Source organism: Vibrio splendidus 12E03 (genome assembly GCF_000272105.2).
GTDB lineage: Bacteria > Pseudomonadota > Gammaproteobacteria > Enterobacterales > Vibrionaceae > Vibrio > Vibrio splendidus_I.
Genome location: NZ_AJZD02000021.1, coordinates 1 through 20,133, shown reverse-complemented (window position 1 = coordinate 20,133; position 20,133 = coordinate 1). Strand labels below are relative to the sequence as shown.

Here is a 20,133-nt window from a genome sequence, read left to right as displayed (position 1 = left end):
TGTCTTTTATCATTCTGAAAATAACGCGCACGCATAGTATCACGATATGGTGTGCTCTCGAAGCCTGTCGCTTTTCACTATAAATAGCCTTTCGTGATAAATAGCTTTGAACGGTAAATAGATTTGCACGATAAACTGCTATATAATCTTGCCCCAATCAAAACTGTCTCACCCCTTTCTTAGGTGATGCACTCTTTCGATAGTAAATCACTTCAGACTGTTAATAAGGTAGATACCAATGCGTCCAAATGACCGCGCTGTAGATCAAATTCGTCCAATTAAAATTACTCGTAACTACACAGCTTATGCTGAAGGTTCTGTATTAGTTGAGTTCGGCAACACTAAAGTTCTATGTAATGCGACGGTAGAAGAAAACGTACCGCGTTGGTTAAAAGGCCAAGGAAAGGGTTGGGTAACGGCTGAATACGGCATGCTGCCACGTGCAACGCACACTCGTAACCGTCGTGAAGCGGCGAGCGGCAAGCAAGGTGGTCGTACGATGGAAATCCAACGTCTGATCGCTCGTAGCCTACGTGCTGTTGTTGATCTGAAAGTAATGGGTGAAATTATGATCACTGTCGATTGTGATGTTATCCAAGCAGACGGCGGTACTCGTACTGCTTCTATCTCAGGTGCAAGCGTTGCAATGGCTGATGCTATCAACAGCCTACTAGCAAGCGGCAAACTGAAAAAGAACCCAATGAAAGGCCACGTAGCGGCAGTTTCAGTGGGCATCGTTGGTGCACAAGCACTGTGTGACCTTGAGTACGTTGAAGACTCAGCAGCCGATACCGACATGAACGTTGTAATGACGGAAGACGGTAAGATGATTGAGATTCAAGGTACCGCAGAAGGCGAACCGTTCAGCCACGAAGAGTTGATGCAGCTTTTAGCCCTAGCGAATAAGGGCATTGCTGATATTGTTGAAGCGCAGAAGTCGGCGTTAGCAGAATAGTTTTTAGATAGCTCCTTTTTTAAGGGGCTATTTTTTTATTTTCGTCATAGATAACTCTACACCAGCGTTAGCTGCAATTTTTCACCCTAATCACATAGGTCCCCTATGCTCATAGGGCTGAAAAACCTTGCTGCCTTGTTGTAGAGCTATCTATTTAGAAAATACATCATTGTTAGCTTCCTGAGCGATTGGAAGTTAGGAATTGGAAAGTAAATTAATTTAGAGGATGAGCATGAAAGCATATCAACGTGAATTTATTGAATTTGCACTAGAGAAAGAAGTACTTAAGTTTGGTGAGTTTACTTTAAAGTCTGGCCGTAAGAGCCCTTACTTCTTCAATGCTGGATTGTTTAATACAGGTCGTGACTTAGCGCGTTTAGGTCGCTTCTACGCAGCAGCATTGGCAGATTCAGGCATTGAGTTCGATGTACTATTTGGCCCTGCATACAAGGGTATCCCAATTGCAACGACAACAGCAGTTGCTTTGGCTGATCACCATGATGTAGACACGCCTTACTGCTTCAACCGTAAAGAAGCGAAGAATCACGGTGAAGGTGGCAACCTAGTGGGTAGCGAACTTGAAGGTCGCATCATGCTAGTGGATGACGTGATCACTGCAGGTACAGCGATTCGTGAGTCGATGGAAATCATCCAAGCGAACGGTGCGGATCTAGCGGGTGTTCTTGTTGCTATCGACCGCCAAGAGAAAGGTAAAGGCGAGCTTTCTGCAATTCAAGAAGTTGAACGCGACTTTGGTTGTGCGATTATCTCTATCGTTAGCCTAACTGACCTTGTTACTTTCCTTGAAGAGAAAGGCACAGATGCAGCACATCTAGAGTCAGTAAAAGCGTACCGCGCTCAATATGGCATCTAATACAATTTGTTATAGCTATAGAATGCACAAGGGGCTGATGAATCATCAGCCCCTTTTCTTTTGGTTCAGAAATTATTTGTAGCGAATACCGCGTTCAACTTCTGGATCTTCCATTGTCTTGAAGCGCTTGTGTAGCCACATCCATTGCTCTGGAGCGCGTAAGATAATCTTCTCTAGGTAGCTGTTCATGTAAGCCGCCGCCGCTTTCTCATCTTTTTGCGGATAGTTATCTTCGATCGACTCGTCAGCCATGATTTCATACTTGCCATCGGCATTTCTAAAACCTGAACCCGGAACGAGTGCACATCGGCTGGTGTACGCCAGAATGCTGGTGCCTGTGGTAGTACATGCATCTTCTACCGCGAAGAAAGGCACAAACACTGATTTGTTACGACCGTAATCATGATCCGGCAGATAGAAAAGGATCTCCCCCTGACGCAGGATTCGAATCATGCGTTTCACGTCTTTACGGTGAATCAGACGGTTGCCGTTTTGAGTACGACCACGGTATTGAATGAATTCATAAGCCGGATTGTTGTGCGGGCGATAAACACCTAAACCTGAAATACCAAGAACCGCCATTGCTCGTGCGGTGATCTCTAGGTTCAAGGCATGCACACAACACAGAAGAACACCTTTGCCGTTAGCTTTGTGCGTACGCAGCATTTGGGTGTCTTTATCCACTAAGATTCGCTTAAAGCGCCACGTCGGCCAAAACCATGTGATGCCAGTTTCGATAAGTGCCATACCGGTGTTCTTGAAGTTCTCGCTGACCATTGCTGCGACTTCGTCAGTAGGCTTATCTGGGAAGGCGAGTTCCAAGTTACGTGTTGCGACTGCCACACGCTTTTTGCCATAGCGAGCACCAAAAGAGCCTAACGATCGACCTAACAGCAGCAAGAGGCGGTAAGGGAGAACGTTAACGATAAGCGCCAATAACCCAAAACCGAACCATACTCCCCAGTATTTAGGGTGGAGTAACGCCAGAGTAAAAGGTGGCTTAGTAATAACGTGTTGTGCAGTGCTGCTTGTCGGAGAAGTTTTCGTCGTCATAACCATCACTTAAGATTTGATTGCTACTTAATTTGATTGCTACTTAATCTGAGCGCTTAATAGAGCCCAATAAGCATCAAAATTTTCTGTCGGTTGATATTTGAAGTCTGAACGAACAAATCGATTCAAGCTACCTTCAACTTGGCCTAGCAGTTGAGCGGCTAAGATCTTCTCATCAACCGGGAATGATTTTCCTTCACGAAGCTTTCTTTCACGCAGGATCTGGCGAAGTTGCGTCTCAATGCGTTCGAAAAGTTGGTTGATGCGATCACGCAGGCGTTCATTTTCAAACATTAGAGCATGACCAGACAAAATTCGAGTCAGGCCTGGATTACGTTCTGAGAAAACTAAGATAAGTTGCATCACGAGTCGTATGCGCTCTAGCGTGTCTTTTTCTTCATCGAGAATGCGGTTGATTCGAGACATCAACGCTTCTTCAATGAACTCGATTAGGCCTTCAAACATACGAGCTTTGCTAGGGAAGTGGCGGTATAACGCAGCCTCAGAAACACCCACTTGCTTGGCCAACTTTACCGTTGTGATACGAGAAGCACCTTCGGTCGATTCCAACATTTGTGCGAGAGCTTGTAGGATTTCTTCACGACGGTTTGATTTTCGAGCACCAGCCATCTATTTACTTCCTTTCCTAAAGATGAGGATTGAGTGAAGAAGGATTATAAACACCATTCAATTCTGTTTCCTAGTTTTGTAAGCCCTAGGTCAACAGAATCGAGAGGTGTCAGCAGATTGTCAGAGCAAATTTGTGCGTTTATGCATCAATAAGCTGTTGGATCTGATCGAGGATCTGGAAACCAAGGGTGTCTTTGCTATCCAACGGCAGAGATTTATCGCCACCTTTCCAATAAAGGTGCAGCTCATTGTTACTGCTATTGAAGCCTTGGCCTTCGACAGACACATCATTGGCGCAAATCATGTCGAGGTTCTTTCTTTCTAACTTACCTCGCGCGTATTTTTCAACATCTTGCGTCTCAGCAGCAAACCCAACAGTAAATGGGCGACCTTCAGTCATTGCAGCAACAGAAGCGACGATATCAGGGTTCTTAACCATTTGAATGGTCATGTCGTCTTTACCATCAACCTTTTTGAGCTTTTGGTCTGCGATGGACTCAGGGCGATAATCGGCAACTGCGGCGCAGCTGATGAAAATATCGTGTTGAGAAGCGCTTGCTGTCACCGCATCAAACATCTGTTGAGCGCTGTCGACATCAATACGAGTCACTTGGCTTGGTGTCGCAAGTGATACTGGGCCACTGACTAGCGTCACCTTTGCGCCTTGTTTAGCTGCCGCTTCAGCCACTGCATAGCCCATCTTGCCTGAGCTGTGATTGGTAATGTAACGCACTGGGTCAATGGCTTCACGAGTCGGGCCAGCAGTAATCAGTACAGAACGGCCTGCAAGCGGTTTAGGTTGGAAGAAGTCTTCGCAGCGATGCACGAGTTGCATTGGCTCTAGCATACGCCCCATACCGACATCACCACACGCTTGTTCGCCAGCCGCCGGGCCCCAGATCTCACAACCACGACGTTTTAGTGTTGCGATGTTCTCTTGAGTGGCTGGGTGGCTGTACATTTGTTGGTTCATTGCCGGAGATACCGCCACTGGCGCATCAGTTGCTAAAACCAAGGTGGTCAGTAGGTCGTTACCCATGCCCGCTGTCATGCGAGCAATCAGATCAGCGGTTGCTGGAGCTAGTAATACCAAATCAGCCCACTTTGCGAGCTCAATGTGGCCCATGGAAGCCTCAGCAGCAGGATCAAGCAAACTATCAGACACTGGCCTGCCTGAGACGGCTTGCATGGTGAGAGGAGTAATGAACTCCTTGGCTGCATTGGTCATGACGACCTGCACTTGTGCTCCACGCTCAATCAAACGTCGAGTCAGCTCGGCACATTTGTAAGCAGCGATACCACCACTAATACCAAGAAGAATTTTTTTCCCTGCTAGGCCTTGTTGGTCAGCGTTACTCAGTGGATTAACCTGTGTTTGCATGATTCTGTTCCTTAATTTTTCTGCGACTTACGATATCAGAACAAAGGAAGAGTGCCTAGAAGCAGAGCTCGAACAGAGTTGACGCTCATCAAATTGGTGTTATCAAACTTATCAATTACATGGTTTTGCTAGTGACTCGTCCCCTTCTATCTCTATCGAAGGATCTCTTATTACGATCTCATTACGGTGGTGGGTCGTGTTCATGACTAGTGATTAGCTTTTATATGCCAATAGATAAAATACCTGCCGAATCGATGCCGAGAGAAAAGCTATTAAATAGAGGGCCTGATTCTTTGAGTGATGCGGAACTGCTCGCGATATTTCTGCGAACAGGGACACAAGGAATGAACGTGTTGGAGCTCGCAGACAAGTTGATCAAAGACTTTGGTTCGCTCCGCCATCTCTTTTCAGCAACTCAGGAAGAATTTTGTGCTCATAAAGGGATGGGACAGGCTAAGTATGTTCAGCTACAAGCTGTATTAGAGATGACGCAGCGTTATCTAGCAGAGACTTTATCTCGTGGAGATGCGCTCACTAGCCCAAGCCATACAAAGCTTTATCTTTCGAGCATGTTGCGTGATCGCCAGCGAGAAGCCTTCTATATACTGTTCCTCGATAACCAAAATAGGGTAATAAAGGACGAGGTGATGTTTGAAGGAACCATCGATGCTGCATCGGTTTACCCGCGGGAAGTGGTTAAACGGGCACTGCATCACAATGCGGCGGCATTAATCTTGGCTCATAACCATCCTTCAGGTGTTGCTGAGCCTAGCCAAGCGGATAGACGGATTACACGCCTATTAACCGATGCATTAGCGCTGGTGGACATCCGAGTGCTCGACCATTTTGTGGTTGGAGACGGTGAAGTTGTCTCTTTTGCAGAGCGTGGATGGATTTGAATCACATTTTAGGTTGTTAGTTGCGTTAAATCTGCTATTATTCCGCCCACATTTTTAGACCTAAAATCAGCTCTGATTACTCAAGCAAGCTGCGCTGCACAAAAAAAGATCACGAAATCCGTAAAAAGGATCTGTTCGGGTCTTGAGCAATGCGTGTCAAGTTAGTATAATGCGCGACCTTTGATAGCCTTGTATGGATTTTCCATAACGGTTTTTACCTTCTATTTTAATTGATAGAGAGGTTCGGCCACCAAGGTTGATATCGAGCTGAAACGATTGGAGAAGACATTCATGTCCCGAGTATGCCAAGTAACTGGTAAGCGTCCAGTAACGGGTAACAACCGTTCACACGCACGCAATGCTACTAAGCGCCGTTTTCTGCCGAACCTACAAACTCATCGTTTCTGGGTAGAGAGCGAAAAACGTTTTGTTAAACTACGTCTAACTGCTAAAGGCATGCGTATCATTGATAAGAAAGGCATCGATGCTGTTCTTGTTGATATCCGTGCACGTGGCGAAAACGTTTAAGAGGAATTAAGCAATGGCTAAAGGCATTCGTGAGAAAATTCGTCTAGTATCTTCTGCAGGTACTGGTCACTTCTACACAACTGATAAGAACAAGCGTAACATGCCAGGCAAATTTGAGATCAAAAAGTTTGATCCAGTAGTTCGCCAACACGTTATGTACAAAGAAGCTAAAATCAAGTAATTGATGCTTTTTTTGCTCTTCTTCAGTAGAAGAAAGAATTGAAAAACCCAGTTTAATCGCTGGGTTTTTTTATATCTAAAATTTGAGCAACTCAATTGTTCTTGCTTGATATAGAACCTGATAGCTAGAAAACCGCGCAACATAGAAAGTATTGCCACTTTCACGATATACTGAATGTTCAATAGGTTAGATGAGCAGAATCAGATGAGATATCGTGGACGCCGGTGGAACAACATACTCATGTTCAGCGTGATCGCTTTTATTGGCGTGTTAAACCTTCCAACATTGATCAAAGCGTACCTTATCGAACCTGAACCTCAGGTTGAGAGCCCTTATCCTTATCTCCTGAATCCAATAGCAGAGCTTCAAGCGTTACACTTTGCTAAGTGGTCTGTCATTCAACAAGACAATCAATGGGTTTACCAGTTTAAAGGTGAAGGCTCCCCTCAAACCACCAATGCACAAGAGTTGTCACAACGTTGGAAAGAGCTTGTGGGCACGGAAGTCGACTCACAGACCTACACAGACCTTACGCCTCGGTTAAAGACACCACACACCATCGAAGTATGGTATCAAGACCAAGAAGAGCCCCAGCGTATTACCTATTATCAATTGCCTGAGTTCTGGTTGTTAAAAAACTGGAATGATCAGTGGTTGGCGGTGTCTATTGAAGAGAGCTACCTGTTTCCAAGTCTCAGCTCGAACAACTCCTCAGAATTGGATGACTAGATTATGCCTGAACTACCCGAAGTCGAAGTAAGCCGCATGGGGATCTCGCCTCATTTAGTCGGTGAGACCATTAAAACGCTTACCTTTCGCACGCCGAAGCTGCGTTGGGATATTCCACAAGAACTTAAGCGATTAGAAGGGCAGGTGATTCGCTCGATCTCACGTCGAGCGAAGTACCTATTGATTGAGACAGATGCTGGCACTGCGATTGTGCATCTTGGCATGTCTGGCTCACTGCGTGTATTAGATGCCGACTTCCCAGCAGCAAAGCACGATCACGTGGATCTTAAGCTCACCAATGGCAAAGTATTACGCTACAACGACCCTCGCCGCTTTGGCGCATGGCTATGGTCAGCGCCTGACGAAACACATCCTGTGTTACTGGGATCTGGTCCTGAGCCGCTAACTAGCGACTTCAATGCCGACTACATAGCTGAGAAGGCAGAAAAGCGTAAAGTTGCCGTCAAGCAGTTCATCATGGACAACAAAGTTGTGGTCGGGGTAGGGAATATCTACGCTAATGAAGCCTTGTTTTCTGCAAAGATCCATCCGCTACGACCAGCAAATAAAGTAACCAAAGCTGAATGGACCTTGTTAACTGAAGATATTAAACAAGTACTCGCTACTGCTATCGAACAAGGTGGCACTACCCTAAAAGATTTCGCACAAGCAGATGGCAAGCCGGGGTATTTCGCTCAAGAGCTGCAAGTGTATGGTAAAGCGGGTGCAAAATGCCCTACTTGTGAAGCTCTTATTCAAGAATTAAAAATCGGGCAACGCAATACGTTTTATTGCGAAGAGTGCCAAGTATAGAAAATCTGAACTCGTGTTCACTTTTTATTGCTAGTCGATAGGCTAGCGAGTGGCTACAATTGTACTAATTATATGAATTGAGAATAGTAGAATGAAATATTTAGTAACTGGCGTTGCTGGTTTTATTGGCTCAGCAGTGTCGGAGCGACTATGTGCGGCAGGACATGAGGTTATTGGTATTGATAACCTAAATGACTACTACGAAGTCTCTCTGAAACATGACCGTCTTAAGCGTATCGAACATGAAAACCTTACCTTTATCGAGCTTGATCTTGCTGATAGAGAAGGCATGGCAACGTTGTTTGCTGAGCAAAAGTTTGACCGCGTTATCCACTTAGCGGCGCAAGCTGGCGTTCGTTACTCAATTGATAATCCAATGGCGTATGCTGATAGCAACCTTGTTGGTCACTTAGCTATTTTGGAAGGCTGTCGCCATAACAAGGTTGAACACCTAGTTTATGCATCATCTAGCTCAGTCTATGGCTTGAACCAGAAAATGCCATTCCACACGGCAGACAGTGTTGATCACCCTATTTCACTGTACGCTGCGACTAAGAAGTCGAATGAGCTAATGGCGCATACCTATTCTCATTTATACGATGTACCGACAACTGGTCTACGTTTCTTTACGGTTTATGGTCCTTGGAGTCGCCCTGATATGGCGATGTTTAAGTTTGCGAACTTAATCGTGGCAGGCAAAGAGATCGATATTTATAACAATGGCGACATGATGCGCGACTTCACTTATATCGATGATATTGTTGAAGGCATTATTCGTGTCCAAGATCGTATTCCAGCAAAACAGCCAGATTGGACGGTTGAGCAAGGCTCACCTGCAACCAGCTCAGCACCATACCGTGTGTTCAACATCGGTCATGGCAGTCCGGTTAAATTAATGGACTACATCGAAGCATTAGAAGGTGCTCTAGGTGTTGAAGCGAAAAAGAACTTCATGCCAATGCAACCCGGTGATGTGTACGCAACTTATGCTGATACGGAAGATTTGTTTGAAGCGGTTGGTTACAAGCCTCAAGTTAAAATCCAAGAAGGCGCCAAAGCATTCGCGGATTGGTACAAAGCTTATTACTCGTTGTAATAATTGATGGTTTTGAATTAAAAATAGCGCTCACTGAGCGCTATTTTTTTGAAGAGGGTTAGTGTTTTACTTTCCTATTTTTAGAGCTTTGGTCTGAACTCTTTATCTAGAACTACAAGGTGGTAAAGGTTTGTTGATAAGTTGAGCGTCATACTCTTTATTTTGTTCACAATTTTCATAAAGGCGACAGAATAGTCTTTTCTACCTTTATGTTTACGACTACCAATAATTGACGGCTGCTTACTACGTTGTAATCCCGCAGAAGAAACACCAAACATGGGGTGTTTATGGCCCCAAGTATTCCGTAAGAATACATCAACTGGATAATTGAACGTTGAACTTTGTTCGATGAAAGCTTGTGCTGCTTTGGGAGATATCGCGTAACAGGCGGTTCCTTGAGGAACTTTCAAATACTTAATAAGATGTTGGGCATCGTACGTGCTAACTGAGTAATGTAGTTTGTTCTTACTGTCTTGTAAGCGAATAAAACCACACTGATTAATATGCTGCTCGGCGATAGTCAGAGTATTACGAAATGTGTCGATATCAATCTCGGCATGATCTTCGAAGACTAAAATTGGTTCATTGAGCTCTACACATTTTTGCCAAATAAGGTAATGGCTTGCATAACATCCAACCTCTCCAATGGCATGCGACCTGCCCATATTATGTAAAAAAGCTCTATCGTGAATTCTTTTGAGTAGAGGGTGTTCATCGGTTCGCGCATCAACTCCAATAAAAAACTCAAAATCAATCTGAACACCCTTGAGAGCGTCGGCTGTTGATCTTTGCCTACAATGGTTCGCTTTTAAGGTAATACAGTATGATTTCATAGAGCTATATTGATGTGTTTGTTTGTAGCGGGATATGTTAGCACTTACGTGCTTTATTGTAATAGTCGTTCAATTTTTGAGAGGTTATGGTTGTGATGAATGTCAAGAATGTTGTTACTAACTTGTTTGGTTTGGTTTGGTTTGGTTTAGGTGGGATATCTTGAAGTTGCCAGCCTCAAGTTAAAGTCGAAGAAGGGGCGAAAATTTTCATGGATTGGTACCGAGTATACTATTACTGTAGTAACCAGTGTTCTTTAATAAAATAGCGCTCAATGAGCGCTATTTTTTCGCTGTAGATATAGAGAATTACTTGGCTGTCTTTAGCTTTATTTCAGCCGCCACTTTTTGTGGCACAAACTGACTAATGTCCCCACCATGAATGGCCACTTCTCGAACTATTGTCGAAGAGAGGAATGCATACTCCTCTGAAGGCGTTAAAAATACACTTTCAAGCCCCGGCAGTAGCTTCCTGTACATGCTAGTGAGACCAAACTCGTACTCAAAATCCATGGTTGTTCTTAGGCCTCGCACCAACACATTCGCTTGCTGCTGTTTAGCAAAATCGACCAGCAACCCCGAAAATCCTTCAACAGACACGTTAGGTAAGTGAGACACCGCATCACGTAACAACTCTACACGTTCATCTAATTCAAACATGGTTTTTTTACTTGGGCTCGCTGCTACTCCAACAGTGATATGGTCAAACATGCTAGCGGCACGAACAATGATATCAAGGTGGCCATTGGTCACCGGATCAAAAGTTCCTGGATAAATAACGTGTGTGCTCATTTTAGCTGTCCTTGCTTAATGTAGTGTTCGAATTCGGTGCTTTACTAGAGTTTAAGGCCTTATCGAGTTGCTGCTTTACCATATCGAGTGTGATGTCTTTCATCAGGTCATCGCCTTTAGCACGGGTTCCCCATGGAAGGTCTGCGACTGGTTTACCTTGTTGTGCTTCTACGTGCTGTTGATAAACACTCACTACGATATCGAGATCGTTGTAAGGTCCTGTTCTACGAGGATCGCTGTGCGCGTACAAGCCGATTACAGGCGTTGACTGCGTAGTTGCCAAGTGGGCTGGGCCAGTATCAGGTGCCAATACCACCGTTGCATGTTTCAGTACGGCAGTCAGTTGCTTCAAGTTCGTTTTGCCAATCAAGTTGGTTACTGGCGACTGGCATAATTTTTCGATGTCGCTACCAAGGTTAACTTCTCTTGGTGCCGGAGAGCCACACAGCACCACTTGCATCCCTTTTTCTACTGCGTAATCAGCAATAGCGGCATATCGCTCAGTCAACCAATTACGTGAATCCTTGCTTGCTGCAGGGGAAATAACCAAGGTTGGTTTCCCTGCCATAGTGTCGATGGCTAATTGTTCGTCTTCCGGTGTTAAAGGAATGTCCCATTGAGGTTTATCGAAGGGCACACCAATGTAGCGAGCAAATTCGGCAAAGTTATCTAAGACATGAAATTTGTCTGAAATAGGTAGATGGCGATTCGTAAAGAATGACTGCATTTCACGGGTACGGTTTTTGCCAAACCCTACCTTACATTTCGCCTTTATTCCCCAGGAAAGTACGCTGGCTCTGAGTGCGGCTTGCATATGTAGCAGCGCATCAAATTTTCGATCTGACAATTGGCGCCATAGTTCACGCATTCCTTTGAAGCCTTGTTTCTTATCGAAAACAATTACCTCAATACCCGGCAGGTCGCCGATGAGCATGGCTTCTATTTTCCCGGTTATCCAAGTAATTTTCGTTTCAGGCCACTGCTTCTGGATGGCTTGAACCACAGAAATAGCATGACAAACATCGCCAATCGCGGATAGGCGAAGTATGCAAAGAGATTGAGGTGCAGTTGAGAACAGTGACATAAAGAGCCCGAAAAAGTGAATAACATCAGAATTATGCAGATACTCGCATTAGTTGTAAAATAGCAATGACGAAAAGCGACCCAAAGGCCTCATAGATGGAAACGATTAGCACCAAGAACCAAACAATTTGGTACGACCCTGAACTTTTGGCTCAGGTACCAGAGGGCGATATCGCTCAGATCTTTGAGGCTGAATATTGGCAGCAACAAGACGCCATTTCAGGCAGTGCTCAAGGACGAGGTACCACATGGTTTATTCAGCTTGATGGAATACAGGCTGCACTGCGCCATTATCGCCGTGGCGGGTTGTTTGGGAAGCTAGTCGAAGACCAATATCGCTTCTCTGATTGGGAAAGCACGCGCTGTGCGATGGAGCTTAATGTTCTCAAGGCATTGGCAAACGCAGGTGTGAATGTACCGAAGCCCATTGCTGCTAGAGCCATTAAAAGCGGACTACTTTATCGCGCGGACTTAATGTCTGAACGAATTCCCAATGCCAAAGATCTGGTTGATGTTTTGGTCAATGGCCCGATAGATACGGATGTTTATCAAAAGATTGGCCGCGAGATACGTAAAATGCACAATGCAGGGGTCAATCATACTGATCTCAACATTCATAATATCTTGCTTGATACTTCACAAAACGTGTGGATTATTGACTTTGACAAGTGTGGTCAGCAAGCGGGTGATGATTGGAAAGAAGGTAACTTGAATCGCTTAAAGCGCTCGTTCCTAAAAGAAGTGAACAAGCGCCAGATTCAATGGCAAGAGCCGGATTGGGAACTGTTATTGCAAGGCTACCAAGGTTAGTTGCTGTTAGTTAAGAGTGGTGACTAGCTAAGAAGGCCATTAGCTAAGAATGGTCATTAATTAAGAATGTATGCCAAGGTTTTATCCAACGCCCCTCGGTTCTGCTCAATCACTTGATAAGCCACTAAGCCTTTATCTTTACGTAATTTAGGTTGGGTGAACAGCTCTCTGAGTTGGCTTGCAATGTCACTGCTATCTTGACAAATAACCACGGCTTGAGCTTCAAGTAGTTTGTCTGTGATCTCGCTGAAGTTAAAATAGCTAGGGCCATTGAGTAAAGGTAACTGTAGTGCTGCCGGTTCTAGAAGATTGTGGCCACCTACCTTATTGCCCACAAGGCTTCCTCCCATAAAGCACACATCAGATCCGCCGAGTAATACCAACATTTCTCCCATCGTATCCGCAATATACACTTCAACATTAGAGGTGATTGGTTGCTGACTCGTTCGAGTGATGGTGTTGAATTGGTGTTGTTTAGCCAGTTCCGTCACTTGATTAAATCGCTCAGGGTGGCGAGGCACGATCATCAGTAACGCACTAGGGTTGTCTTTTCGAAGTTGCCTATGAGCATCTAAAACAATTTCATCTTCACCTTGGTGAGTGCTCGCCGCAATCCAGACATCACGCTCAAAGCCTATTTGTTTCCTCAGAGCTCTACCTTTCTCTACTTGTTCAGCTGAAACTTCAATATCAAACTTGATCGACCCAGCCACATGCACAGATGCTTTATCTAACCCTAATCGTATAAAACGCTCAGCATCACTAGGGTATTGGCAGAGTACTTGAGATAGGTTTTTCGCTAGAAGGTTAAAGACGGGTTGGAATTTAGCATAACGCTGGCATGAGCGTTCAGATAGGCGAGCGTTGAGTACCGAAACGGGGATTCCAGCTTTCGCGACGCAGTGCAGTGTGTTTGGCCATAATTCGGTTTCCATGATTAACATCTGTTTAGGCTGAACAGTTTTCAAGAAACCTCGAATGCACCAAGAAAAATCAATCGGCATGTAGCGGTGCTCGACCAAATCACCAAGCTTCTCTATTTGCTCAGCACCTGTGCTGGTCGTTGTGGTAACAATGATGGCTTGATTTGGAGCTCGCAGCTTCAATTGTTTAATGACAGGCATCGCAGCAATAGATTCACCAACCGACACGGCATGAATCCAGATAGGGCTTTTACCTTGAGTTTGCGGCGTGATGCCGAAATGTTCTTTCCAACGCTGACCAAAACTAGGCTTTCCGGGTTTGCTCTTATAAAGCCCATACAGCAGTAGCGGAGAAGCTAATGACAATATGAGAGTATAGATAAGTCGTATAAGCATAAGAACAGTGACACCAGAAGGTAAAATCAGTATTGAGAAGAGTATTTTCTTCAATCTCGAAAGTAAAGAGCGTTATAATTAAATGCTTAGTTGCACTTTCAAACGGAAATGGTGAATTTTATCTCATCGCTTATGCAAACCGATCAAACCTATCGTTTCTTGCTCTATGTCGAGCAAAACTACTCATTTGCTATTCTTCGCCCATTTTATAACTACGCGAAGCAACTTGGTCATGACGTTAAATGGTTGCTGGTTGGTGAGGATGCTTCTGAATATCTTTTATTAGAGCAAGAGCAGCGTGTGTCTTTGACAGAAGCTGTTGCCTATAATCCTTCGGCCGTTTTAGTGCCAGGGGATCGCATTCCTGCATTTATTCCAGGGTTGAAGGTGCAAGTATTTCACGGTTTGAATGAGAGTAAGCGAGGGAACTTATATCCTGAGCGTGGTCTATTTGATTTGTATTGCACCGAAGGCCATGAAAGAACGAGTTCATTGGAACCACTAGCTAAACAGCGCGGCTATTTTCAAGTAAAAGAGACCGGATGGCTGAAGCTAGATAGCTTGTTTAATTATCAAGCTGGTGAGAACCGTCATGAGAGACCTCAAATTCTATTCGCTTCCACTTTTTCGCCAAGCTTATCGTGTGCTGAATTGGTTTATGAAGAGCTTAAGCGCCTAAGCAAACTGAGCCAGTGGCAATGGTTAGTCACACTGCATCCTAAAATGAAGCAAGAGACACGAGAAAAATACCAGGCGTTAGAAGGCGATAATCTTCTGTTTTTTGACAATGATCGAGTGATTGAAATGCAGCATCGTGCTGATGTGATGGTGTGTGATAACTCATCGATATTTCAGGAATTTTTGCTGCTCAATAAGCCTGTTGTCACGGTAAATAATCGAGACCCTCAAGCAAGCTTTATTAACATTACTCAAGCCGAGCAATTAGAGTCAGCAATTAAGCAAGCGATGCTACCTGATGAAGCAAGAGATAACGCCATTGCTAATTATGGTCCGTCGATAACGCCATATTTAGATGGGCAATCCTCAGCGAGAGTTCTGAGTGCTATTACTGATGTGCTAGAAAGCGGCTGGCAAGATAACAAGCCAAAAAATTGGATTCGTAACTTTAAGATCCGTAAATCATTAAACTATTGGAAATTCTAGGGCTGAATAATGAGAAAACATACCCTGTCTGTCATTGTTATTACTAAGAATGAAGAAGACCGAATTGAAACTTGCCTTAAATCTGTGGTTGATATTGCTGATGAGCTGATCGTTTTAGACAGTGGTTCAACAGACGCAACGGTTGAGATATGTCAAAAATACACAGATAACGTGACCATCACAGATTGGCCTGGCTTTGGTAAACAAAAGCAACGAGCGCTAGATAAAGCGACATGTGATTGGGTGTTATCAATCGATGCGGATGAGGCTCTCGACTTAGAAATGGGTAAGGCTCTTGTTGAGTTATTAAAACAAGATCAAATCAAACATACTGCGTATAAACTTCCTTGGGGAGTGACTTTGTATGGCACGACTCTAAAACATGGCCGCAGTGCTCGTGCAGTATTAAGACTGTTTAAGAGGGAAGGTTCTCGATATACGTTGGATGAGGTTCACGAGACTGTCGTTCCGGAGCAAGGCTCTACAGGAATATTGAAGGGGTTTCTTCTTCATTACACCCATCGCGATTATGGTCATGGTTTAGACAAAGCAGCGCAGTACGCTTGGCTTGGTTCTCAAAAATACCACCGTAAAGGCAAGAAATCACACGGCTTATTCCTCGCTCTACTACGAGCGGCATGGACGTTCTTCTTAGTCTATATTATCCGCCGTGGCTTTATGGATGGCAGTGTCGGTTTCATTATGGCGATGACTTACGCTCAAGTGAATTTCAATAAATATGTCGGTTTGTGGATTCTTGAAAATCGCCCAGAAGACCGTTCAACAGACCAAGCCAAATAGGAACCGATAGATGAAAATTTTAGTTTGTGCATCTTACTTACATGCATGGAACAGTTTACGCCCTGAAGCCGCGATCTTTATTGAGCTTGCACGTCAAGGTCACCAAGTCACTATCATGACTCAAGGTGAGTCTGAGCACGTATCTAAGCTAGAAGAGCACGGTATCCGAGTGGTTGATGCTTATCCAAAGCGTAAAATTTGTTTTGATACCATTAAAAAGATTCGCCACGAGCTAAAAACGCATGATTACGACATCTGCTATGCTTTTAACTCAAAGACGATACCTAATGCAGCGTTTGCCTGTATTGGTTTCAAGGTTAAATTAGTTGTTTATCGAGGCACTACTGGCGGGTTATATCGACATGACCCTAGTGCTTATTTAACTCAACTTCACCCTCGCGTAGACGGTATTGTCTGTGTTTCAGAAGCGGTGCGACAAGATGTGCTAAAACGAGTTTGGAAGAACAAAGATAACGTTGTTACCATCTACAAAGGGCATGAATTGGATTGGTATAAAGTGCCACCAACCGAGCGCTCTGAGTTTGGTTTGAATGAAGATGATGTAGTCGCGATTACTGCAGCACATGTAAGGCCAAGTAAGGGCATCTCTGTCTTACTTGAGGCGACCAAATACATTACTGCACCGAACTTCCATTTGATCTTAGCGGGCAGCGGCTACGAGCCTCATTTTGATGAGATGAAAGCAAGTCCTATGAGTGAGCGCATTCACTACATTGGTCATCGTACTGACATCCCTTCAATCATGTGTATGGCTGATTTTCAAGTTCAGCCATCGATTAGCGGAGAAGGGCTACCACGCACGATTGTCGAAGCGATGGCAAATGGCACAACATCAGTGGTAACCACTACCGGAGGGGCTCCTGAGCTCGTTGTAGATGGCGAGACTGGTTATATTGTCCCGACTGGTGACGCCAAGGCGTTAGGGGAGGCTATGGACAAGCTCGCACAAGATAAGGCAAAGTGCACAACAATGAGTGAAGCGGCTAAGAAGCGCCTAGATGAAAGCTTTAGTTCACGAGTGACAGTGAAGAAGCATTTGGAGTTTTTTGATAGATTGTTGAGTAAGTAGTTATGAATTTGTATCTGTGCTCTACATTGCGGCATTTTCTATTTGCTTTATTAAAATCATTAAAAGAGGTAGAGCAGGAAAGTCGAATAATAGTTGTTACGGATCAGCAGGGACTTGAGCCTGAAAGTTTCGATTTGTCTATCTTACCCAGCACCATTACGGTGAAGTTTATAGGTAGAAAAAAACTTCTTGAAGAAATATATAGAGGTGGTGTGGGAACTATTCATAAATGCTTTGCCGTAGCTAATTATCAGAATGAGTTCTTCAAAAAAAGAACAATTAATAAGTTATATGAAAGTGAAATATTAAGTGAAAAATTCACAGCCGAAGAAACTCGCTTATTTTTATTTAATGATCGTAACCGTCTTTCAAGGTTAATGCGTTTAGCTTTCCCCTTTTATGAAGTTATAGAAGACGGGTTGTCGAACTATACAGGCACAGAGTTAAGTTTCGCTGATCATTTTATTTCTAATAAAAAAAATCGGCGTTATATTGGAGATGATAGACGTTGTAAGATTATCCATTTACTAACTCCTGAATTGGCCCCTAGTCAAATTGTAAACAAAGTACAAAGTATAGACTTCATCGACCCTAATAACGTCAACAGGTTCTTGTATTCAATTTTTAAGTTGGATAATTCAAATGTGGTGATTCCTGATGTGATAATTGCCACACAGCCTATTTCTATTGCTAGTATGAATGAATCAGGGAAAGATATAGACGTTTATCGTAAAATGGTGGAACACCTTGAATCTAAAAATTTAACGTATGCTTTTAAGGTTCACCCTAGAGAAAATGAAGGTAAGTATAAAAGTGCATTTCCAGTTTCAAAGTTTATAAAAAGCAAAATCCCACTGGAGTTGTTGGTGTTCGCCTCTTCAAGCTCACCAGTAGTCTTATCAGTATACTCTAGTGCTGGTATGGGATTTGAAGGTTTTTGCCATAGAATGACTTTAATAACAGATGATGAAGCTGAGGTGCAGGCTGAGATTTATAATCAATGGAAAGATAGTCTTTTAGACTTAAATAAACGCTTAGAGGCAATGTTTTGATAAAAAAAATGGTTTTTGTAATATCAGCTTTGCGAGGAGGTGGAGCTGAGAAGTTTGTGCTTAACCTTTATAAGGCAATGGAAAAATATCAAGGCTATGAGTGCCATATTGTTGCTATAGAAAAAGCCGTCGAGCATGATATCGATGGTTTCCGTGTACACTTTGTTAGTGATTTTTGTAACGTTTCAAAAAAAGGGTTAAGACGCCTTTCATATAAAAAAAACGTAGCTAAATCTATAGATAAATATATAAGCCAAAACATATCAAAAGATGCACTTGTGCTGAGTAACATGCTACTGGCTGATAAAATCATGTCTGAAAGTACCTTGCGAGTGCATCACGTAATTCATAGTTCATACCATTCGGCGTTTTTACTAGGGAAAGGTTGGCTTAAGAAAAAACAAATAAAAAGAAAAATAAACGCTACTTATAAAAATCACCCTCTGGTTTTTGTGTCTGAAGCTTCAAAATGTGAGTATGAATCATCATTTGAATCTAAATTCTCAAATACTGTTATTTATAACCCAACAGAGTTAGAAGAGCTTGAAAATTTAGCTGATGAACCTGTTGATGTGGATAGTTTAGGTGACTATCTTGTACACATTGGACGATTCAATCGAGCTAAGCGACATGATCGTTTGATTGATGCATTCTCAAAAATGACTAACACATCAGTCAAGCTTATCTTACTTGGAAATGGTGGCTTGTTAGAGAAAGCTCAGCAACAAGTTAAAGTTCTAGGCCTTGAAGAACGTGTCATTTTTAAAGGTTTTTTAGCAAATCCATACCCTTATTTAAAGCATTCTAAAGGCTTAGTACTGACCTCTGACTTCGAGGGGCTACCCACGGTATTGATAGAGGCAATAGCCCTTGAAAAGCCGTTACTTACTACAAATTGCTCGGGTGGAATCTATGAAATCGTTGGTGATAACCAATTCGTAATTTGTACAAAAAATGACTTGCCGAAAAATATGGATAAAATGCTATCTCACAGCCAATATTATACTGTTCCATTTGATAATAAGTTTTCGGCTATGTGCATAACTGAAGCTTACCATCAACTTAATTAATATTAAATTAATGGGAATTTAGCCGATTAATAGGTTAGTTATAAATCATATTCAGGCAAGGAAGGGGATTCTATATCCCCCTTTTACTTATCTTATTTAAACTTGTTTTTAATTTTGAAAAGATACTTTTGTTGAGTATACAATTTCCCCCAGAACCCTTTATGTTTGGATTTTAAGAAAATTATACCTTTATTACTTTTCCAAGAGTGTTGATACCAGTGAGTCATGTAGCGAGGTGTATGAGCATTTATATCTAATAGTTTCTTTCCATCATATGCATAAAAATAAGCTTGTTCATACAATCGACATGGTTCTAATTCTTGGTAACCATCTTGAGTTAACTTATAGGATAAAACCTTAGGTCCCATATATAGCGAAGATGACATTATTTCGTTTTCATAGAAATGAACAAGCTTCGCTAATATTTTTGAATTTTTATCAGCGTAAATTATTGCATTACCTAAAAATTTATCACTTTCCCACCCAGCAGAAAAAGACAACTCATCAAATAGTGGGAAGGGATCCTTGCTAATTGTTACGTCTGTATCTAAATAAAGTCCACCTTCTAAAGACAATATTTTTAGGCGTAAGTAGTCGGTGACGAAAGCATAGAGTTTTCTTTTATAGCATTCTCGAGCAAACTCACAGCCATTTATCAAATCGATTACGACAGGGTTATCATCTAGCCAAAGTTTATAAGTAAACCCCTGCTTTTCCCAATCATCGATGCATGCATTAGAGAAACTATTCGGAGTTCCTCCCAACCAGATTGCGTGAATTGTTTTATTTTGTTTCATTTTCAACGTCACCTTTGAATTTGTAACTATATAATATCCCGAGAGTTAGTGTATGAATTAAAACTCCACTTTTTACAAAGATATATGATTCAAAAAGGTTTATAACACCTAATAAAGAGTACAGGCATATAGCAAGAACTAATGTTTCCCTGCCCCCATCTTTCATTCCAACTTTAAAAACATAAA

The 20,133-nt window shown here is 42.9% G+C and carries 22 protein-coding genes and 1 pseudogene; 14 read left to right on the top strand and 9 right to left on the bottom strand.

The features are described from left to right. Nucleotides 1–238: 238 nt before the first annotated feature. Together rph and pyrE are read left to right on the top strand one after the other, a co-directional pair. Nucleotides 239–955 carry a ribonuclease PH gene (rph, locus tag A142_RS02315; protein WP_019826449.1) on the top strand — a complete coding sequence of 239 codons (717 nt, stop codon included), beginning with the start codon at nucleotides 239–241 and terminating at the stop codon, nucleotides 953–955. A gap of 232 nt (nucleotides 956–1,187) precedes the next feature. Next, nucleotides 1,188–1,829, top strand: coding sequence for an orotate phosphoribosyltransferase (gene pyrE, locus A142_RS02310; RefSeq protein ID WP_004735727.1), 642 nt, complete (start codon nucleotides 1,188–1,190; stop codon nucleotides 1,827–1,829). A gap of 72 nt (nucleotides 1,830–1,901) precedes the next feature. On the opposite strand, the gene lpxL is transcribed toward pyrE, so the two are convergent. The 3 genes from lpxL to coaBC form a co-directional block, all read right to left on the bottom strand. Then, a complete protein-coding gene (lpxL, locus tag A142_RS02305) occupies nucleotides 1,902–2,882 on the bottom strand; it encodes an LpxL/LpxP family Kdo(2)-lipid IV(A) lauroyl/palmitoleoyl acyltransferase (RefSeq protein ID WP_029405730.1) in 981 nt (326 codons plus the stop codon). A 39-nt stretch (nucleotides 2,883–2,921) separates the two neighbouring features. Continuing rightward, a complete protein-coding gene (slmA, locus tag A142_RS02300; RefSeq protein WP_019826445.1) occupies nucleotides 2,922–3,512 on the bottom strand; it encodes a nucleoid occlusion factor SlmA in 591 nt (196 codons plus the stop codon). A gap of 139 nt (nucleotides 3,513–3,651) precedes the next feature. Further along, on the bottom strand, nucleotides 3,652–4,893 hold the full coding sequence (gene coaBC, locus A142_RS02295; protein ID WP_019826443.1) for a bifunctional phosphopantothenoylcysteine decarboxylase/phosphopantothenate--cysteine ligase CoaBC: 1,242 nt from the start codon (nucleotides 4,891–4,893) through the stop codon (nucleotides 3,652–3,654). 224 nt (nucleotides 4,894–5,117) lie between these two features. Here coaBC and radC point away from each other — a divergent pair, with 224 nt between their 5' ends. The 6 genes from radC (at nucleotide 5,118) to A142_RS02265 (ending at nucleotide 9,139) form a co-directional block, all read left to right on the top strand. Beyond that, nucleotides 5,118–5,792, top strand: a complete 675-nt coding sequence (gene radC / locus A142_RS02290) for a RadC family protein (protein WP_019826442.1) — start codon at nucleotides 5,118–5,120, stop codon at nucleotides 5,790–5,792. A 291-nt stretch (nucleotides 5,793–6,083) separates the two neighbouring features. Further along, nucleotides 6,084–6,320, top strand: coding sequence for a 50S ribosomal protein L28 (gene rpmB, locus A142_RS02285; protein WP_004728407.1), 237 nt, complete (start codon nucleotides 6,084–6,086; stop codon nucleotides 6,318–6,320). Between the two features lie 13 nt (nucleotides 6,321–6,333). After that, on the top strand, nucleotides 6,334–6,501 hold the full coding sequence (gene rpmG / locus A142_RS02280; protein WP_002535344.1) for a 50S ribosomal protein L33: 168 nt from the start codon (nucleotides 6,334–6,336) through the stop codon (nucleotides 6,499–6,501). 204 nt (nucleotides 6,502–6,705) lie between these two features. Then, entirely contained in the window at nucleotides 6,706–7,230 is a 525-nt protein-coding gene (locus tag A142_RS02275) for a hypothetical protein (RefSeq protein WP_081324685.1), read from the top strand. Nucleotides 7,231–7,233: 3 nt separating this feature from the next. Continuing rightward, entirely contained in the window at nucleotides 7,234–8,043 is an 810-nt protein-coding gene (gene mutM, locus A142_RS02270) for a bifunctional DNA-formamidopyrimidine glycosylase/DNA-(apurinic or apyrimidinic site) lyase (RefSeq protein WP_019826435.1), read from the top strand. Nucleotides 8,044–8,134: 91 nt separating this feature from the next. After that, nucleotides 8,135–9,139: an NAD-dependent epimerase gene (locus tag A142_RS02265; RefSeq protein WP_019826433.1), complete on the top strand. Its 1,005-nt coding sequence runs from the start codon at nucleotides 8,135–8,137 to the stop codon at nucleotides 9,137–9,139. 80 nt (nucleotides 9,140–9,219) lie between these two features. Here A142_RS02265 and A142_RS02260 read toward each other — a convergent pair whose 3' ends face one another. The 3 genes from A142_RS02260 to A142_RS02250 form a co-directional block, all read right to left on the bottom strand. Then, nucleotides 9,220–9,972 carry a glycosyltransferase family 25 protein gene (locus tag A142_RS02260; RefSeq protein WP_019826431.1) on the bottom strand — a complete coding sequence of 251 codons (753 nt, stop codon included), beginning with the start codon at nucleotides 9,970–9,972 and terminating at the stop codon, nucleotides 9,220–9,222. Between the two features lie 306 nt (nucleotides 9,973–10,278). Next, nucleotides 10,279–10,761 (bottom strand): pantetheine-phosphate adenylyltransferase, encoded by a 483-nt coding sequence (coaD, locus tag A142_RS02255; protein ID WP_010433787.1) that lies wholly within the window; start codon nucleotides 10,759–10,761, stop codon nucleotides 10,279–10,281. A 1-nt stretch (nucleotide 10,762) separates the two neighbouring features. After that, nucleotides 10,763–11,845: a glycosyltransferase family 9 protein gene (locus A142_RS02250; protein ID WP_019826429.1), complete on the bottom strand. Its 1,083-nt coding sequence runs from the start codon at nucleotides 11,843–11,845 to the stop codon at nucleotides 10,763–10,765. Between the two features lie 95 nt (nucleotides 11,846–11,940). On the opposite strand from A142_RS02250, the gene A142_RS02245 reads away from it, so the two are divergent. Further along, nucleotides 11,941–12,654, top strand: coding sequence for a 3-deoxy-D-manno-octulosonic acid kinase (locus tag A142_RS02245; protein ID WP_019826427.1), 714 nt, complete (start codon nucleotides 11,941–11,943; stop codon nucleotides 12,652–12,654). A 56-nt stretch (nucleotides 12,655–12,710) separates the two neighbouring features. On the opposite strand, the gene waaA is transcribed toward A142_RS02245, so the two are convergent. Next, nucleotides 12,711–13,973, bottom strand: a complete 1,263-nt coding sequence (gene waaA / locus A142_RS02240) for a lipid IV(A) 3-deoxy-D-manno-octulosonic acid transferase (protein ID WP_019826425.1) — start codon at nucleotides 13,971–13,973, stop codon at nucleotides 12,711–12,713. A 132-nt stretch (nucleotides 13,974–14,105) separates the two neighbouring features. Here waaA and A142_RS02235 point away from each other — a divergent pair, with 132 nt between their 5' ends. From A142_RS02235 to A142_RS02215, 5 genes are read left to right on the top strand one after another with little or no spacing between them, the layout of a single operon-like run. Continuing rightward, nucleotides 14,106–15,137: a CDP-glycerol--glycerophosphate glycerophosphotransferase gene (locus A142_RS02235; protein WP_019826423.1), complete on the top strand. Its 1,032-nt coding sequence runs from the start codon at nucleotides 14,106–14,108 to the stop codon at nucleotides 15,135–15,137. A gap of 9 nt (nucleotides 15,138–15,146) precedes the next feature. Then, nucleotides 15,147–15,938 carry a glycosyltransferase family 2 protein gene (locus tag A142_RS02230; protein ID WP_019826418.1) on the top strand — a complete coding sequence of 264 codons (792 nt, stop codon included), beginning with the start codon at nucleotides 15,147–15,149 and terminating at the stop codon, nucleotides 15,936–15,938. A gap of 10 nt (nucleotides 15,939–15,948) precedes the next feature. Beyond that, nucleotides 15,949–17,028, top strand: coding sequence for a glycosyltransferase family 4 protein (locus tag A142_RS02225; protein WP_019826417.1), 1,080 nt, complete (start codon nucleotides 15,949–15,951; stop codon nucleotides 17,026–17,028). 2 nt (nucleotides 17,029–17,030) lie between these two features. Continuing rightward, nucleotides 17,031–18,080 (top strand): glycosyltransferase family 52, encoded by a 1,050-nt coding sequence (locus A142_RS02220; protein ID WP_019826416.1) that lies wholly within the window; start codon nucleotides 17,031–17,033, stop codon nucleotides 18,078–18,080. Next, nucleotides 18,077–19,150: a glycosyltransferase gene (locus tag A142_RS02215; protein WP_019826415.1), complete on the top strand. Its 1,074-nt coding sequence runs from the start codon at nucleotides 18,077–18,079 to the stop codon at nucleotides 19,148–19,150. The genes A142_RS02220 and A142_RS02215 overlap by 4 nt, the downstream gene beginning before the upstream one ends. Before the next feature lie 92 nt (nucleotides 19,151–19,242). Here A142_RS02215 and A142_RS02210 read toward each other — a convergent pair whose 3' ends face one another. Continuing rightward, entirely contained in the window at nucleotides 19,243–19,947 is a 705-nt protein-coding gene (locus A142_RS02210) for a glycosyltransferase family 32 protein (protein WP_019826414.1), read from the bottom strand. Then, nucleotides 19,934–20,133 (bottom strand): annotated as a pseudogene (locus tag A142_RS25275) (O-antigen ligase family protein); the annotation flags it as partial. The gene A142_RS02210 and the pseudogene A142_RS25275, both read right to left, overlap by 14 nt.